Here is a 14,155-nt window from a genome sequence, read left to right as displayed (position 1 = left end):
ATTATACCATGAAATCCCCTAAAATAGCAAATTTAGCCCTTTTAGTACAGTATTTATTTCACTTGCCAATCTTTTCCTGCTTAATTCTGTAAAGAAGATTACTGTGCCTCCTATGCTAGTATAAGCATAAAATTTTTGCCTATATCTATAATCTTGTTTTATTTCTTATATGCCATTATAATATATCTGTATATATAACGTATAGAAAAGGAGATTTCGAAATGTATGCAGAATTGATTGGTGCCATATCTAATTTTATGTATGGCAAGCTGCTGATTATCATGCTGATAGGTGTTGGCCTATACTACACCTTCCGCACCAGATTTATTCAGCTGCGTCTTTTAGGGGAAACCCTGCGGGTTATTACGGAGAAAAAGGCTGACAAGAACAGCGTTTCCTCCTTCCAGGCTCTTATGGTTTCCACAGCCTCCCGGGTAGGTACTGGTAATATTATCGGTGTATCTACTGCTCTGTGTCTAGGCGGCTTTGGTTCCATGTTCTGGATGTGGCTGGCTGCTATTGTTGGTGGAGGCTCTGCTTTTGTGGAAAGCACTCTGGCACAGATTTACAAAAAGCGTGGCCCTCATAGCAGCTATGGTGGCCCAGCCTACTACATTGAAAGTGCCCTAAAGAACAGATTTATTGCGGTGATTTTTGCACTTTCCCTGATTCTCACCTATGGTGTAGGCTTTAATATGCTGTGTGCCTACAACCTCCAGTCCACCTTCTCTGGCTTTGGCTTCTATGATGCACAATCTACCCCTTGGGTAATCGGCGGTATTCTGGCTATAATGGTTGGCTGGTGCATCTTTGGCGGCGGTCGGCGTATTATCCGTATTACCTCCACTCTGGTGCCTTTCATGGGCATGATTTATGTGCTGGTAGCTGGTGTGGTTACCCTGCTGAATATCGGCCTGCTGCCTCATGTTTTTGAAACAATCTTTGCAGAAGCCTTTGATTTTGAGGCTATCTTCGGTGGTTTCACCGGCTCCTGTGTTATGCTTGGTATCAAGCGAGGTCTTTATTCCAATGAGGCTGGTGTAGGTTCCGCTCCAAATGCCGCTGCCTCTGCTGATGTTTCTCATCCTGTTAAGCAGGGCCTTGTGCAGATGTTCTCTGTATTTATTGACACTCTGCTTATCTGTACAGCTACTGCCTTCCTGTGCATGAGCTCCGGTGTAGAGCCTACTGCGGAAATGGCTGGTGCCCCTTATGTTCAGGCGGCTCTGGATGCTACTCTGGGCAATGGTGCTGGTATCTTCTTGACTGTTTCCATGCTGTTATTTGCCTTTACTACTCTTTTGGGCAACCTCTACTATGTAGATAACTGCTTGGCCTATATTAATGAGGCTGTGCCAGGCAAGCTGTTTATGACCTGCTATCGCCTGCTGGCCTGCCTGCTGATTTTCATTGGCTCCGGTTCCAGCATGGGCCTGTTGTGGGATACTGCTGATGTATTGATGGGCTGTATGGCTATTATTAACCTGCCTGTAATCGTAATTCTGGGCGGTCGTGCTATGGCCTGCCTCAAGGACTACGAGCAGCAACGCAACGCTGGCAAAAATCCTGTCTTTAAAGCCTCCAGTATTGGCATTACGGAAAAATTAGATTACTGGAATTAAATTGCAAAATAAAAAATGAGGTTATCGCTTTACTACAAGAAAAGTGGCAACCTCATTTTTTTATACTTAATTTTTTCTTGCCAGATAATATCTATCTTGGCCCCATGAATTTATCCCCATTCATATGTATCATATGCTCTGGCATCTCCGCAAGCCATACTTCAGTTTCCCAAGCAATTTCCTTCACAAATTTCCGATAGGTATCTATGTTCAAAAATGCTGTAATATATACCTTGCCCACATTAACCTTTTGAGTCATCTCCTTTAACTCTAAGATTCTTTTTGAGCTCATAGGTCCTACACTGGTTACAGCCTCTATAAAATACAACCATTCAACATCTGGCCTATACAAAACCACATCAGGCATTTTATCATGATTCGTAATACTGAAGCCTAATTTATTCAGCATATCAACATCTTTATATAAATCCCTATCCACAGTATCGCCAACATATAGACACATACTATTTGGTGCAAAGCGAGGTGCAAATTCCTCAATGATGGCCTTTTGCAATTGATTATGCTTGCCGGGACTAAAATGAAAATCAGCGCCATTAATATTCACTGGCAATTTTTCCATCGCCTTTTTACTGCTGTACTTATCAACCAAGGTTCCATGCTCATGAATATAACTACCTAATTGCAAATCCCAAGCAGCAGTACCATAATATTTGATTAAATTGCAAAATTCTTCTGTTAATCTGTATTTATATAAGGGACTATTAGTAGCTTTACCATTGTCCTCCACCACAGCTCCATCCCGAAACTGGTGGAGACAATTTTTTCTTATGGTTTCTCTGGTATTTTCAGCATAATCCCTGCCATATTTGTCCCTTATAAACATCAGAATATCATGGATACCAATCCATTGATTATCTGCCTCTTCCCAATTACTATCATCTGTGATGCCAGCCAAGGACAATAATGTATATACGCAAATATCATTCTGCTGTGAGAGAGGCATTCCTATTTGCTGAAGAATATTTCTAGCATCCTGAATTTTCTTTTCCATAGGCAATCTCCATAACAATCCTATCACAATTTTTGGTATCTAAATTTCCATTATCCATTAGCTTCTCACCTATTTTAGAAATTATTTCCATAGGCGGTACTGGCATATTATTCAGCTCTGTACTATTTACCTGAGTGCTGCCATTGAGAATACGATAATATGTATCATATATAGTAGTGTTAAACAAAGCATATATTCCGTATATTTCCTGCTTGGAAAATGGCGTCTTATCTGTACGCTCGATAAAATTTATTTTATTATGAGTACCTATATAGGGATATTTCTTAAATTGTTCCGAACAATAAATACCACATTGTAATCTCCGCTTCTCCTCTTTAGCGGTAAAACGCTTCAAAAAAACATAATCCTTATTTTCCTGAATCAAGCCTGCATAATCTGTCACCATCCAATCATATTCCTTACCAGATGGATTGTGATTAACCCTGCCATTTTGAATATTCTGACTGTAGAAAAGGGGGATTGTATTTTTATCACATTTATCCCTGAGAGCATATTTTTGTCTAAAATCTACCACAATGCCAGTTTTCATTTTATAGCCATAATCTGGCATATTTTTATCATACGTATTAACCATATTTATTACAGATACCTGCTCCTGATTAACAGGCAAAAGAACATATTTATCCTTGCCCACAACAATTTGATTATATGCCTGTTTTATCCTTTCAACATGGGAAAAGTCATGACTAGATTCCGAAGAAGCTATTATTACCTGTTTAACTGCTTCACAGGTTTTCTTTATTTTAACAATCATGGTTTCCTGCAAAACCTGTTCTTCCTTAAAAACCTTGTCCCTGCTGGCAAAAAGATGTATATATTCTAATTTTCCATGAGATAATAAATATTCTCGAAAAGCCTTGAAATAGGCTCCTGAAGTCCAACTTCTAGGCACAATAAAAACCATCTCACCATCCGGTCTTAAATTAAATAAAGCCATAGACATGAATAAAAAATATAGATTTGGAGAACCGTGCACTACCTTAAACATAGCCATGGAGGCAGGATGTTTTTTCTCAATTTTCATATAGGGAGGATTAGAAATTACAATATCCCATTTTTTTGCTTCCCTAGCTTCAAAAATATCATGGTTAAAATCATCTGCCTGAGATAATATGTAATCTTCCTGTTTGAGAATAATATCTAATCTATCACCATAAATACTTTTCATATGGTGCAGATTCTCCTGCAAAACAGGCAAAACATTTTCATCTACTTCATAGCAAGTCAACTCTACGAAAATATTCTCATTGTGTTTTAGCACCCTTTCTACCAATGCAGCAGACAAAATTCCCGTACCTGTACCAGGGTCTAAAATGGTAATGTGCTCCTTGTTAGGAATTTTGAACAAGGAAGCCATATACTGAGCTGTGTTTGCACTGGTAAAAAACTGGCCTATTTTTTTCCTATCTTTTTTGGGCATACTTTCCAGATATGCCATTGTTGTTTTAATAATATTAAAAAGCATAAGTACGCCTCCATTTCTACAAATATTGTAACAAAAAGGGAAACATATAGCAAACTTAATCCCATTTTCTCCTTAAACAAGAATAATAAAAATCCCTGCAAAATTTATGCAGAGATTTTTATGTGGAAACCAGTTATTTAATTCATTTTTTGAAATACATACCTTGTAATCAGCGTCTGTATAACAATCAAGATGGCAATAATCCCGAAGGCTATGTTGAGGCTAGTGGCGTTGGAGATAAAGCCGATTGCTGCCGGGCCGCCTAAGACACCCATATAACCTACAGTGCTTACTGCGGCAATGGCCTGAGCGGATGGCATATCCTTCTGCTTACCCATAATGGAAAATACCACTGGTACTACATTGGCCAAGCCGATCCCCATAATAAAGAAGGAGGCAAAGGTGCCCTCTTCCCAAGGGGATAATATTAATAGCAAAAAGCCTAGACAGCTAATAACCATACCGCCCAGAGCTACAGTCTTACGGCCTAAACGTCGCACTGCCGCATCCCCGCCAAAACGGCACAGCAGCATGGCTGCGGAGTAGATGGAATAGCCTGTGCCAGCCAAGGCAATATCCATATTGTGTACTTCTGTAATAAAGATACCGCTCCAGTCCATAACCGCACCCTCTACCAGGAAAGAAATGCCTGTAACGATACTGAAGAAAACAACTACCCCTTGGGGAATGGCTATCAAATGAGCTTTTTCTTCTGAGTTGCTATCATCACCATATTCCAACAGCTTCCCTGAGAATATAGCAATAATAGCCGCCATTATAAGTAGAGAAATACAGGTGGCATTTGTAACAGAAAGACCATTGGAGAGACACAGGGCAAAAAGGCCGGCTCCTACGAAACAACCAGTGCTCCACATACCATGATAATTGGACATAATACTGCGGGGACTGATTTTCTCCACCAGCACGGCATTAATATTCATGGTTACATCTAGCATGCCAATAGCACTGCCAAATAGCAACAAAAAGGCTGCTACCAGATAAACAGAATTTGCCTGACTAAGGCCGAAAAGAATACCTGTCATCAAAATACTGACTACTGTAATCACCTTGCGGCAGCCATATTTCTTAGCCATCGCTCCGGTAAGTGGCATTGAACACGTGGAACCAATGCCTATGCACAAAAGCAGCATCCCCATAATATCATCAGTTATACCTAATCGCTGCTTCACAATAGGCACCATAGGAGCCCAAGTAGCACTAGCAAGACCAGCTAAAAAGAAAATACTACGGACAGAATGCTGCCGCCATTTTAAAGAGATTTCCTGCATTAATTTTACTCCCATATCGCTTATTAGCGTATTCATTGCGCCTTTCTGCTTTGGCACAATTTGGAATGACATATTTTCTACGAAGATAGCAGAATTATTGGGATTGATAGTATCGATAAGCCTTGATAATTCGGCAACAGCCGGAGGGGCATGACACTTTTGCGTCGGGAGACTCCTGCTTTTGCGTAGCAAAAGTGGCCCCGGTGTCACTCTCTATCGTTACGGTCTCTGTGAATTGGCTCAGCGACAAGCGGTACTGGTGCGTCAGGATAAACTATCAGATAGGGCCATTAAGTCGGACAGAGCAAAAGTCGTTATGACCGCAGGCTGTATTTCGAAAACTTAGGCATATACAACTTGCTCATATCTACCTGCTCCAGCTTCAGCAAAGCAATCTTTCTCTCAATCCCACCTGCATACCCTACCAAATTTCCCTTCGCTCCCACTACTCTATGACAAGGTATTACAATCGAAATCTCATTATGGCCAACAGCATTTCCCACAGCCTGTGCAGACATAGGGCAATCACCTTGCTCCTTGGCCAATATTCTTGCAATTTCCCCATATGTTATTGTTTTACCATATGGAATGTCCAACAAAATCTGCCACACCTTTTGTCTAAAGGGTGTTCCCATCATATGAAGCGGAGGCATAAAATCCGGTTGCTGTCCAGCAAAATAAATATCCAGCCATTTTTTTGCCTTAGATATACTTGCATTGTCACCACTAATTATCTTGCTAGGCAGAGAGTGAGCAAAATATTTCTGCCCCTCAAACCACAAACCTGTAATGCCAATTTCATCTGAAGCCAATGTAATATTTCCCAAGATTGATTTATAAATGCTGGTATAAACCATAAATTTATCCCTTTCGCAGCAACTGCTTCCCCATGCGTTCTCCGTAAGTTACAAACAACTCCCTAAAGTCCTCAATATTCTGGCTCATCCCCACAGGCCCCAAATGAATCACCGGCTTGCCATAAGAATTCCCTCCAGAATAAACCAGCATCCCCATAACCATCATAAATACCAGCATTTCCTTAATGGCATTCTCTGCTCCACCGTGAATATACTGCTCTGTGGCAAAAGCTCCCCCCAACTTGCCTGCCAATCCCAATTTTCTTACATTAAGCTCCAGCCAATTTTTCATTTTGCCAGTTACAGAAGCCATATAGGTTGGAGAACCAAATATAGCCATATCCACACCTGCTACATAATCAAAATCCACATTGTCAATATTAAAGCACTTTACCTCAATATCTCCTGTCTTCTTCAAGCCCTCAGCAATAAAGCCAGCTGCTTTTTCTGTAGTATTAGTTCTTGAATCGTAAATAATTGCCGCTTTCATATTCTTCCTCCTAAATTCTATACCTTCATTTAACCAAATGAGTATAAATAAATCCCTCTCTTACCCCGGAATCACTGTAGGTAATCTGCTGACACTGAAAATGCTCTGTCAAAACCTTGGCAATAACCATGCCTGGCACTATAGTATTAATTCTATCAGGTACCTGCTTCATCAGCAACACAGCATCCTCATAGCCAATCTCCTCCAACTGAGAAAAATGCTGTATCATTTTCTCTAAAGCCCCTGCTTCCATAACCAAATTTTTTCTTTCACAATTATAAATGCCATTATAAAGAGCGCAAGTCCCCTTAAAGGTACCCCCAATGCCCAGCAACATTCTACACCTAATAGAAGCAAAAGCCTCCGCCCCTGCCAGAATTTTCTTAGCCTGTTTCTCCATAAGCCTAACCTCAAATTCATTAGGCAATACAGAGCTGCAATACTTGGTACGAAAATCCAAGGAACCCATAGGCAGGCTTATTTTATCTACAATCTGACCATTTTGAAAGGCTACCAGCTCTGTACTAGCCCCCCCAATATCTGCCAACACTCCATCCTGCTCCTTAATACTGTGAACAGCTCCTACAAAATCATATTGGGCCTCCATATCCCCAGAAATAACCTCCACATGTATTCCTGTACGGCGGATAATCTCTGCCACTGCCTCCTGGCTGTTTTTGCAATTGCGCAAAGCAGCTGTAGTAAAGGCATCAACATTGGTAATATGAAAAATCTCCAAAAAAGCCTTGAATTCAAAAAGTACCTCACATACCTTGTCAATGCCTGCCTGACTCATGACATTATTTTCCAGATATGCGGCCAGACCTACCATATGTTTTTTCTTCATCAAAAAATCTATTTGCTGTCCCTTAATATCATATATGGCCATGCGAATTGTATTAGAGCCTATATCAATAATGCCGTGAATCATGACAAATCCCTCCAAAAATTATTATGCTTTTTTATATTCGCTATAAAGTAAAAATATCCTTTTACCTGCACAAAAAAATTTAAAATTATATATATATATACCTATTTTATCTGCTATATCTGCTGTAACCAATTGCACTATTTGTAATTGTCACAAAAATGACAAAAAATTATCTATATTTATATACAAAAACAACTTGCACAAATGTAAAAAATATGATAACATAATTTTGGGTGAAGCGTTGTGGGGACAACGCGTTGTACATACTCTCCTGAGTTTTGTACAGGTGGCAGATGAGGTTGATGCAAAAGGAGCGACGATCGGTTGTCGCTCCTTTTGTATTTCAAATTTTTTCTGTTCAAATTTACCTCAATCTGTGTTAAAATAAAATATATACTTTGCAACGTAAATTTATGTAAGGCAGGTGATTCCTATGGCAAACCAAATATTTGCATTGGTAGGACCATATGCTTCCGGCAAAAATACTTTGATTTCCAAACTCATGGACTTAGGTGTTCATTATATTCCCGTTTATAGCACCAGTGATGCTATGCGCCTAAAAAAAGACAAGCGGCTGGTTAACTTTGTTAGTAAATCTGCCTTTGCCCAAGGGGATTGGATGGTCAAGGTAGCTTATAAGGGAGATTATTACGGCATAAAAAAACAGGATATGCTGGATTCCATCAAGAGCAACCGAGTCAGTGTAACCCTTCTTGATCAAAATGGTGTCAAGCAGCTGGCTAAACTCATGACTGCAAATCTCAAAACTGTGTACCTTATGACAGATTATGTCAGTCTTGTGGATAGAATGCTGCGTCTAGGTCTTAACAATACAGATATGAAATACCATCTTGAATATGCAGAATCCAACAACGAATTTAATTTCTGGAAATCCGCAGATTATATTATCAAGAACACCACTGATATCGATACTGCCTTTAATCAACTTATGGCGATTATGGGACTGTCAGTGAATGCTACCGCAGAAACCATTCAGAAGCTAAACTATATATCTAAAAAGTAAAAATCCATCAAAAAACTGGAAGCCGTCGCTTCCAGTTTTTTATTTTATTTTATTTTATTTTATTTTATTTTCCCATAGCCAGGGCCTGCTGCCGCAGTCTGGCAATTCTCTCCTGTGTTGGTGGATGAGTGCTAAACAGATTTATAAAAGTCTGCTTGCTGCCAGCCAAAGGATTGATAATGCACATATGAGCCGTAGAAGTGGTACTATTTGCCAAGGTTGGACCGTGCAGGGAATAATACTCTATCTTTTCCAAGGCATTAGCCAAGGCATTTGGATTACCACAGATTTGGCCGCCAGCCTTATCTGCATCATATTCTCTGGAACGGGATATAGCCATCTGAATCAAGGCCGCAGCAATAGGGGCAATAACAATGGTCACAATCATGCCCAGGAAGCCGCCATTATCATCATCATCAGAACGACCTACACCAAAGATAGCCGCCCACTGAGCAATATTAGCAATGGTAGAAATAACACCTGCCATAGCAGCAGCCACACAGGAAATAAGAGTATCCCGATGCTTTACATGAGAAAGCTCATGAGCCAGTACACCGCCGATTTCCTCATAATCCAGGGTATTCATCAAACCAGTGGTAACAGCCACAGCTGCATGGGATGGATTACGTCCTGTTGCAAAAGCATTAGGGGCACCACTGTTAACAATATATACCCTTGGCATAGGCAGCTCTGCATTGGCTGCCAGTCTTTCTACCAAGCCATACAGCTCCGGTGCACTATTTCCATCTACCTCTCTGGCATCATACATCTTCAGCACAATGCTGTCACTAAACCAGTAGGTTACAAAATTGAAGCCCAGGGATATAATCAGCATCAGCATAGCTCCCCCGCGGCCTCCGAAAGCTCCGCCTACGGCTATCATAATACCCATAAGCAAAGCCATGAGAACAGTAGTCTTTAGCGTGTTCATAATATCATTTCTCCTTAAATTTCAACTTCTAACTACCCATGCTTTAAATATACCATTGATTTCTGAAAAAAGTCTAAAAATCAAAGTTTTCTAAAACAAAACAGCAATATGTTAAAACTTAAATATCCAGATTGCGAACCAGCTTGGCATGCTCCTCAATAAACTGACGGCGTGGCTCTACCTTGTCACCCATAAGGATGGTAAAGAGCTCATCAGCAGCTTCAGCATCCTCCATGCTTACCTGCAGCATAGTTCTGCCCTCTGGGTTCATAGTAGTATCCCACAGCTGCTCTGGATTCATCTCACCAAGACCTTTGTAGCGCTGAATAGTAGCACCATCTCTGCCTACCTCATCCAGCTTGCTGCTTAGCTCATCATCGCTATAGGTGTACCAATGCTTCTTGCCTTTGCGAATCTGATAGAGAGGTGGCTGAGCAATATAAACATGGCCATGCTCTACCAATGGCTTCATATAGCGATAGAAGAAGGTCAGAAGCAGGGTTCTAATATGAGCACCATCCACATCCGCATCTGTCATAATAACAATCTTGTTGTAACGCAGCTTGGATAAATCAAATTCATCACTGATACCGCTGCCGAAAGCAGTAATCATAGTACGGATTTCTGCGTTGGCATAGATTTTATCCAGCCGAGCCTTTTCTACATTGAGAATCTTGCCTCGGATTGGCAAAATAGCCTGGAAACGACGATCCCGGCCCTGCTTAGCAGAACCACCTGCGGAATCACCCTCTACGATGAAAATCTCGCAATGCTCTGGATCCTTAACCGAGCAATCTGCCAGCTTACCTGGCAGGCTGCTTACCTCCAAGGCATTCTTACGGCGAGTCAGCTCTCTAGCCTTGCGGGCAGCCTCTCTGGCTCTGGAAGCCATAACAGCCTTGTCCAGAATCTTCTTGGTAATGTCAGGATGTTCCTCAAAATACTCATTAAGGCCCTCAGAAACAATGGAATCTACAATGCCTCGCACCTCAGAGTTACCCAGCTTGGTTTTGGTCTGGCCCTCAAACTGAGGCTCACGAATCTTCAAGCTGATAACACAGGTCAAGCCCTCACGAATATCCTCACCACTGAGATTTCCCTGATTATTCTTGATAATATTATTCTTGCGGGCATAATCGTTCCCAGCTCTGGTCAGGGCAATCTTAAAACCTGCCAGATGAGTACCGCCCTCCTCAGTGTTAATATTATTAACAAAGCTATAAATATTTTCCTGATAGCTGTCATTGTACTGAAGGGCAATCTCCACCACAATATCATCCTTGGTGCCATTAAAATAAATAGGCTCTGGATTCAGAACTTCCTTCTTCTTGTTGAGATGCTGGACAAAAGAACGAATACCTCCATCGTAATGGAAAGTTTCATTTTTGCCGCTGCGCTCATCATGAAGATGGATAGTAATCTCCTTGTTCAGAAAAGCCAGCTCCCGGAGACGATGCTTCAAGGTATCAAAGCTATATTCAGTAACAGTAAAAATTTCCTTATCAGGCAGGAAGTGTACACTAGTACCAGTTTCCTCTGTATCACCAATAATCTTCATAGGAGAAGTGGTTACGCCCCGTTTAAAGGAAATGGCATGAATCTTGCCGTCACGCTTTACCTTTACATCCATATATTCACTAAGGGCATTTACAACAGAGACACCTACACCATGCAGACCACCAGAAACCTTGTAGCCATCACCGCCAAATTTACCGCCGGCATGAAGCACAGTTAATACTACCTCTACAGCTGGCTTGCCAGTTTCATGAATATCTACAGGAATACCACGGCCATTATCAGTAACGGTAATGCTGTTATCCTGATGAATGGTAACATTAACATCAGTACAATAGCCTGCCAAAGCCTCATCAATAGAGTTGTCTACTACCTCATATACCAAATGGTGGAGGCCACGCTCTGAAGTGCTGCCAATGTACATACCAGGACGCTTGCGGACAGCCTCCAGTCCCTCCAGAACCTGAATCTGATCGGCACCGTATTCACCATCTACAGCAGATACCTCGTTGCCCACATCTTCCAGATTAATTCTTACGCCGGTAGTATCTGGCTCCTCCTTCAACTCCTGAATTTCATCAGGTGCCATATTGCCAAAATCCAAGGCTACCTGCTCCTTGTTTTCCTCTGGCTTTACATCTAAATTTTCTGTATTTTCCATGGACATATTCTAGCTTTCCTCCACACTATAAAATTCATATATTCCCTTACCCATACGATCTGTACGTTTTTTTAAAGTTAAAGGGGCAATGGCCGAAATATAGGCCTTATCTGTAGTAATTACCAAGGCTCTTGGACTGCTTTCTGCTGCCAGATTTACCAATCTTTTTTCCTGAGCCAGCTTTTCCAGAAGTACTTTATTTTCTCCCTGAGCAAAATAGCTATAGTCAACAATCCCCACAAGAGTATTGCTGTCTATGGACATATTGCCGCCAATAAATACAGGTATCACTTTTCCTTCTCCTTTGGCTGCTTATCCTTCTTCCCTGTCATACCTGGCACATAGCGCAAATCATAGCGCAGGGCATACAAGGTCTTTTGAATAACCTGCTCATTTAGCTGTTCCGGTGGAATGGAGCGATAAAGCATAACCAAGGTAATAGCATCCACACTGGTGGTATCACCATAGCTTACTCTGGCTGCCAACCGCTGAATAAGATTGCTGCGGATAGCCTTAAATTCCTGCTCCGTACAGTTTTCTTCCTGAATAATATCACCATATTTACACCAGGGCATATCATAAAGCAGCTTCTGCAACCGCAGTTCTCTGGCCTGACGCAGCTTTCTCTGACAGCTTTGACAATATTTTTCTCCCGGTGGACACTGAGATTGGCAATTTTCCTGCTGGCACAGCTGCCAGCCGATTTGCTGGCGATATTTTCTCAAACGAAGGAAGTTCTGCCCCAGCTTTTCAAAGCTGGCAGCTAGATCCTTGTTTGCTACATGACTGCAATCTCTGTGCAGCTCCGCCAGCTCCTGCTGAGATAGCCTGATTTTTTGCAGCTCCCTGCCCACATCCGGCTTTTTAGACTCTACATGAGCAACAGCCTGAACCTGTGGTGGCTGTAAATTGGTAAAAACCAGCTCCTGTACAAGCTTCTCACCAGCATATTTATTTATTTTGGCCTTAAGCTGGTACTCCATATATTTCAACTGCTCCGCCCAGGCAGGATGAGTAGTACGAATAAACAGCCTCTTAAATTCCAGCTTTACTGGCTTGGCATGGGCAGCAATATCCCTGCCTACAATCTCCTGCCAATTATAAATAACCATGCGCCGCTTAAATTCATTGCCCAACTTCATGCTTTTCAGCATTTCAGGAAAGATATTTCCTACCCGTTCCAACAGGCCATTACTGCGGGAATTGGATTCAGCCATTCTATCACACCTTATTTACTACCTTGACCTGGCCTGCCTCCACCTGGAAATAGGTTTTGAGAGGGGCCTGCTGAAAATATGCTTCGTCTGTAGCCGTTATCAAAGTCTGGATTCCTTCCCGCTCAATAAAGTTCAAAAGCTGCTGCCGCCTGCCAGCATCCAGCTCACTCATCACATCATCCAGCAGAAGAACCGGATACTCTCCCGTTTCGGAACGAATAAACTCCAGCTCTGAAAGCTTCATGGATAATACAGCAGTACGCTGTTGTCCCTGAGAGCCAAAGCTTTTCAGATTTATGCCATTAACGGAAACAATAATATCATCTCTATGGGGACCTACACAGGTAACTCCTCGATAAATTTCCTCGTTATTTAAACCATGTAGCATTTCATTATACCATATTTCCATATTTTCCGCTAGCTGGCCATTTTCCATGCCCTTAATCTGATAGCTAAGGCTGAGATTTTCCTCATTGCCAGAAATCCGACGCTGCATCAAATTAGCCAGCATATTGAATTTTTGCACTGCTTCCAATCGTTTGGCGGTTATTTTGGCAGCACTGGCTGCCAGCTGGGGATTCCAAAATTCCAGCATACCAGCCTTGCTTTTTCCCTCACGAATTTCCTTTAAAAGAGAATTGCGCTGCTGCAACAATCTGTTATAGGTAATAAGCTCACGATAATAGGCAGGACTAGCTTGAGAAATCTCCATATCCAGGAATTTTCGTCGCCCAGCGGGAGCTCCCTTTATTAAAAGTAAATCATCTGGGGCAAAAAGCACCACATTAAAGGCTCCTATAAGCTCCCGCAAAGGAATTTTCTGTCCATTATAAACAATAGTCCGGCGCTTGTCCCGACGAAAGGCAAAATCCAGCTGATTTGCTACCTCCAGCCGGCTGAATCCAAGGGAAATACTGCCACCGTCAGCATTCCATTTAATCAGCTCCCCATCACTATTGCCACGAAAAGAACTGCCGCAGGCTGCATAATACACAGCCTCCAGAATATTAGTCTTGCCTTGGGCGTTACAACCTATAAAGATGTTAAGAGCTGGCTGAAAAGCCAGCTCCAGTTCCTGATAGTTTCGATAGTTCACCAGCTTCAGGCTGTTCACCCTCAT

14 protein-coding genes are annotated in these 14,155 nt (G+C 41.7%); 3 read left to right on the top strand and 11 right to left on the bottom strand.

Annotation, left to right across the window (positions count from 1 at the left end; all coding sequences use genetic code 11):
• Nucleotides 1-221: 221 nt before the first annotated feature.
• Nucleotides 222-1,622 carry an alanine/glycine:cation symporter family protein gene (locus tag I6E26_RS06465; RefSeq protein WP_235321034.1) on the top strand — a complete coding sequence of 467 codons (1,401 nt, stop codon included), beginning with the start codon at nucleotides 222-224 and terminating at the stop codon, nucleotides 1,620-1,622.
• 91 nt (nucleotides 1,623-1,713) lie between these two features.
• Here I6E26_RS06465 and I6E26_RS06460 read toward each other — a convergent pair whose 3' ends face one another.
• From I6E26_RS06460 to I6E26_RS06450, 3 genes are all read right to left on the bottom strand, one after another.
• Nucleotides 1,714-2,634 (bottom strand): BsuBI/PstI family type II restriction endonuclease, encoded by a 921-nt coding sequence (locus I6E26_RS06460; protein ID WP_235321033.1) that lies wholly within the window; start codon nucleotides 2,632-2,634, stop codon nucleotides 1,714-1,716.
• On the bottom strand, nucleotides 2,609-4,120 hold the full coding sequence (locus I6E26_RS06455; RefSeq protein WP_235321032.1) for an Eco57I restriction-modification methylase domain-containing protein: 1,512 nt from the start codon (nucleotides 4,118-4,120) through the stop codon (nucleotides 2,609-2,611). The genes I6E26_RS06460 and I6E26_RS06455 overlap by 26 nt, the downstream gene beginning before the upstream one ends.
• Before the next feature lie 137 nt (nucleotides 4,121-4,257).
• On the bottom strand, nucleotides 4,258-5,445 hold the full coding sequence (locus I6E26_RS06450; RefSeq protein ID WP_235321031.1) for an MFS transporter: 1,188 nt from the start codon (nucleotides 5,443-5,445) through the stop codon (nucleotides 4,258-4,260).
• Between the two features lie 145 nt (nucleotides 5,446-5,590).
• On the opposite strand from I6E26_RS06450, the gene I6E26_RS06445 reads away from it, so the two are divergent.
• Nucleotides 5,591-5,755: a hypothetical protein gene (locus tag I6E26_RS06445; protein WP_235321030.1), complete on the top strand. Its 165-nt coding sequence runs from the start codon at nucleotides 5,591-5,593 to the stop codon at nucleotides 5,753-5,755.
• On the opposite strand, the gene I6E26_RS06440 is transcribed toward I6E26_RS06445, so the two are convergent.
• Genes I6E26_RS06440 through I6E26_RS06430 form a run of 3 tightly spaced genes read right to left on the bottom strand, consistent with a single transcriptional unit; the run spans nucleotide 5,724 to nucleotide 7,687 of the window.
• Nucleotides 5,724-6,266 carry a methylated-DNA--[protein]-cysteine S-methyltransferase gene (locus I6E26_RS06440; protein ID WP_235321029.1) on the bottom strand — a complete coding sequence of 181 codons (543 nt, stop codon included), beginning with the start codon at nucleotides 6,264-6,266 and terminating at the stop codon, nucleotides 5,724-5,726. The genes I6E26_RS06445 and I6E26_RS06440 overlap by 32 nt on opposite strands.
• A 4-nt stretch (nucleotides 6,267-6,270) precedes the next feature.
• A complete protein-coding gene (locus tag I6E26_RS06435) occupies nucleotides 6,271-6,756 on the bottom strand; it encodes a flavodoxin family protein (RefSeq protein WP_235321028.1) in 486 nt (161 codons plus the stop codon).
• A gap of 25 nt (nucleotides 6,757-6,781) precedes the next feature.
• Nucleotides 6,782-7,687, bottom strand: coding sequence for a Ppx/GppA phosphatase family protein (locus tag I6E26_RS06430; protein ID WP_235321027.1), 906 nt, complete (start codon nucleotides 7,685-7,687; stop codon nucleotides 6,782-6,784).
• A 433-nt stretch (nucleotides 7,688-8,120) separates the two neighbouring features.
• Here I6E26_RS06430 and I6E26_RS06425 point away from each other — a divergent pair, with 433 nt between their 5' ends.
• Entirely contained in the window at nucleotides 8,121-8,711 is a 591-nt protein-coding gene (locus I6E26_RS06425) for a guanylate kinase (protein WP_235321026.1), read from the top strand.
• 64 nt (nucleotides 8,712-8,775) lie between these two features.
• Here I6E26_RS06425 and htpX read toward each other — a convergent pair whose 3' ends face one another.
• From htpX to recF, 5 genes are all read right to left on the bottom strand, one after another.
• On the bottom strand, nucleotides 8,776-9,642 hold the full coding sequence (gene htpX, locus I6E26_RS06420) for a zinc metalloprotease HtpX (protein ID WP_235321025.1): 867 nt from the start codon (nucleotides 9,640-9,642) through the stop codon (nucleotides 8,776-8,778).
• Between the two features lie 118 nt (nucleotides 9,643-9,760).
• Nucleotides 9,761-11,818: a DNA topoisomerase (ATP-hydrolyzing) subunit B gene (gyrB, locus tag I6E26_RS06415; protein ID WP_419179912.1), complete on the bottom strand. Its 2,058-nt coding sequence runs from the start codon at nucleotides 11,816-11,818 to the stop codon at nucleotides 9,761-9,763.
• A gap of 9 nt (nucleotides 11,819-11,827) precedes the next feature.
• Complete coding sequence (gene remB / locus I6E26_RS06410; protein WP_235321024.1) at nucleotides 11,828-12,109, bottom strand: extracellular matrix regulator RemB; 282 nt, start codon at nucleotides 12,107-12,109, stop codon at nucleotides 11,828-11,830.
• Complete coding sequence (locus I6E26_RS06405) at nucleotides 12,106-13,035, bottom strand: DUF721 domain-containing protein (protein WP_235321023.1); 930 nt, start codon at nucleotides 13,033-13,035, stop codon at nucleotides 12,106-12,108. The genes remB and I6E26_RS06405 overlap by 4 nt, the downstream gene beginning before the upstream one ends.
• A 4-nt stretch (nucleotides 13,036-13,039) precedes the next feature.
• Entirely contained in the window at nucleotides 13,040-14,155 is a 1,116-nt protein-coding gene (gene recF, locus I6E26_RS06400) for a DNA replication/repair protein RecF (protein WP_235321022.1), read from the bottom strand.

Origin of the sequence: Anaerovibrio lipolyticus, from assembly GCF_021531495.1 — a bacterium.
GTDB lineage: Bacteria > Bacillota > Negativicutes > Selenomonadales > Selenomonadaceae > Anaerovibrio.
The sequence above is the reverse complement of the archived record's forward strand: the minus strand, read 5'-3'. Positions and strand labels throughout refer to the sequence as shown.

Coding starts and splice junctions, on each gene's coding strand:
- I6E26_RS06435 (WP_235321028.1), bottom strand. CDS start 6,756: ATGAAAGCGGCAATTATTTACGATTCAAGAACTAATACTACAGAAAAA.
- I6E26_RS06425 (WP_235321026.1), top strand. CDS start 8,121: ATGGCAAACCAAATATTTGCATTGGTAGGACCATATGCTTCCGGCAAA.
- I6E26_RS06460 (WP_235321033.1), bottom strand. CDS start 2,634: ATGGAAAAGAAAATTCAGGATGCTAGAAATATTCTTCAGCAAATAGGA.
- gyrB (WP_419179912.1), bottom strand. CDS start 11,818: ATGGAAAATACAGAAAATTTAGATGTAAAGCCAGAGGAAAACAAGGAG.
- I6E26_RS06465 (WP_235321034.1), top strand. CDS start 222: ATGTATGCAGAATTGATTGGTGCCATATCTAATTTTATGTATGGCAAG.
- recF (WP_235321022.1), bottom strand. CDS start 14,155: ATGAGGGTGAACAGCCTGAAGCTGGTGAACTATCGAAACTATCAGGAA.
- I6E26_RS06440 (WP_235321029.1), bottom strand. CDS start 6,266: ATGGTTTATACCAGCATTTATAAATCAATCTTGGGAAATATTACATTG.
- I6E26_RS06430 (WP_235321027.1), bottom strand. CDS start 7,687: ATGATTCACGGCATTATTGATATAGGCTCTAATACAATTCGCATGGCC.
- htpX (WP_235321025.1), bottom strand. CDS start 9,642: ATGAACACGCTAAAGACTACTGTTCTCATGGCTTTGCTTATGGGTATT.
- I6E26_RS06405 (WP_235321023.1), bottom strand. CDS start 13,035: ATGGCTGAATCCAATTCCCGCAGTAATGGCCTGTTGGAACGGGTAGGA.
- I6E26_RS06455 (WP_235321032.1), bottom strand. CDS start 4,120: ATGCTTTTTAATATTATTAAAACAACAATGGCATATCTGGAAAGTATG.
- I6E26_RS06450 (WP_235321031.1), bottom strand. CDS start 5,445: ATGAATACGCTAATAAGCGATATGGGAGTAAAATTAATGCAGGAAATC.